Here is a 2,186-nt window from a genome sequence, read left to right on the forward strand (position 1 = left end):
ACCAGGCAGGCGAAACCGGCCAGCACCCAGAACATCAGGAAGATGTCCAGCAGCGCCGTCCGCGACAGCACCAGGTGCAGCCCCTCGACCGACAGCAGGAGACCGGCCAGGCAGCCCAGCAACGTCGAGCGGGTCATCCGGCGGGCCACCCGGGCCAAGATCAGAATGGACAGCACCCCCACCACCGCCGCCGCGAAGCGCCAGCCGTAGGGATTCAGGCCGAAGATCTGCTCGCCGACGCCGATCATCCACTTGCCCAGAGGCGGATGGGCCACGTAGAGCGGGCAGGGATCGGCGTCCGGCGGGGTGCACTTGACCAGGAAGTCGGTATTACCGGAGAGGAGCATCCGGTCGGCGATCGGGTCTTCCGTCGTCCCGAGCGACGCCCGCTCCACGCCGTAGTGGAGCAGCGCGTACGCGTCCTTGATGTAGTACGTCTCGTCGAACACGACCGCGTGCGGCCGTCCGAGATTGACGAACCGCAGGATCCCCCCGAAGACCGCTACCAGCAACGGCCCCAGCCAACCCCATAGGACATTTACCGGCATGGGCGGTAAGAGACGATCCCGTGTTGATCCCATTTAGGAAAGTATGGTGATAAATCAGCCTCGATGGACAGCGTCATAGAGATCGCGTTTCGGGATTCCCGCCAACTTCGCGACGTCCACGATCGCCTGTTTCTTCGGCACGCCCGTCTCCTCGCGGCGGGCGACCTCCGCGACCAGGTCCTCGATGACCGGCGGCAGGGCCTGCGGGACGTGCCCGGCGACGACGACGGTGATCTCGCCCTTGACGCCGTTGGCCGCCCATTCGGCCAGCTCTCCCAGACCGCCTCGCCGTACTTCCTCGTAGGTCTTGGTGAGCTCCCGGCAGACCGCCGCCCGGCGGTCCGCGCCGAACGCCTCGGCCATCGCCGCCAGCGCGACCTGCAGCCGGTGCGGCGCCTCGAAGAACACCATCGTCCGTTCTTCCTCGGCGAGGGCGGAGAGCTTGCGGGCCCGCTCGCCGGGCTTGCGCGGCGGGAAGCCCTCGAAACAGAACCGGTCGCTGGGCAGGCCGGAGACGGCCAGCGCGGTGGTGACCGCGGACGGCCCCGGCAGCGAGGTGACCTTGATCCCGGCCTCGACGGCCAGGTGGGTCAGGCGGTATCCGGGGTCGGAGACGCCGGGCATGCCCGCGTCGGTGATGATCAGGACGGTCTTGCCCTCCTGGAGAACCTGGAGGAGCTCCGCGGCCCTGGCGATCTCGTTGGCGTCGTAGTAGGAGACCACCCGGCCTCTGATCTCCGCGCCCAGATCACTGACCAGGCGGCGCAGGCGGCGTGTGTCCTCCGCCGCGACCACGTCGGCGGTCTCCAGCGCCTCCCGCAGCCGGGGAGAAACGTCGCCCGCCTGCCCGATCGGGGCCCCTGCCAGCACCAGCCTGCCGTTGTCAATCACTGTTCCATCTTCCCTCATTACGGATGGCCCCCCACCCTGGGACGAAGTTCCCTAATTGGGCATGTAGGCGATGTTTCTTGGGTTCGTGGGGCTGAGAGGCCCGTACGATGTCCGAGTGGCCGTGACCGACTTCACCAACCAGGCGTTCGAGCAGCCGGAGTCTGAGCCGAGCACCGAACCGATGCGTTCCGTGCGCGACCGGCTGGTGCCCCCAATGCCCGGTAACGCCTGGTGGGGATGGCTAGGCCCGCTGCTGGTGACGGCCTTCGGGGCGATCCTGCGCTTCACCGACCTGGGCCGTCCGAACGCGGTCATGTTCGACGAGACGTACTACGCCAAGGACTCGTGGGCGCTGTATTTGTTCGGCGCCGAGCACAACGTGGTCAAGGACGCCGACAAGATCCTGATGCAGGGCGGCACCCAGATCTGGCAGCAGTGCGCCCCCGCCGATCTGGAGAAGTGCGCCTCCTACGTCGTCCACCCGCCGCTGGGCAAGTGGATGATCGGCATCGGCGAGCAGATCTTCGGCATGAACCCCTACGGCTGGCGCTTCGCCGGAGCCGTGGTGGGCGTGCTGTCCATCCTGATGCTGGCCCGGGTGGCCCGCCGGATGACCCGCTCGACGTTGCTGGGCTGCCTGGCCGGTCTCCTGCTGTCCGTGGAAGGACTGCACCTGGTGCTGTCGCGGACGGCGCTGCTGGACATCTTCCTGATGTTCTGGGTGCTGGCCGGTTTCGCCTGCCTGGT

3 protein-coding genes are annotated in these 2,186 nt (G+C 67.6%); 1 reads left to right on the forward strand and 2 read right to left on the reverse strand.

The annotated features are described in order from the left end of the window. Both CHC08_RS47695 and rsmI read right to left on the reverse strand, forming a co-directional pair. A partial coding sequence (locus CHC08_RS47695; RefSeq protein ID WP_143653724.1) for a phospholipid carrier-dependent glycosyltransferase occupies positions 1-581 on the reverse strand: 581 nt, incomplete at its 3' end. Positions 582-602: 21 nt separating this feature from the next. Then, positions 603-1,457: a 16S rRNA (cytidine(1402)-2'-O)-methyltransferase gene (rsmI, locus tag CHC08_RS47700; RefSeq protein WP_089213950.1), complete on the reverse strand. Its 855-nt coding sequence runs from the start codon at positions 1,455-1,457 to the stop codon at positions 603-605. 52 nt (positions 1,458-1,509) lie between these two features. On the opposite strand from rsmI, the gene CHC08_RS47705 reads away from it, so the two are divergent. Further along, positions 1,510-2,186: phospholipid carrier-dependent glycosyltransferase (locus CHC08_RS47705; RefSeq protein WP_143653725.1), on the forward strand; the 677-nt coding region annotated here is incomplete at its 3' end.

The sequence above is a fragment of the Streptosporangium subroseum genome (genome assembly GCF_900188345.1).
Lineage (GTDB): Bacteria > Actinomycetota > Actinomycetes > Streptosporangiales > Streptosporangiaceae > Streptosporangium > Streptosporangium subroseum.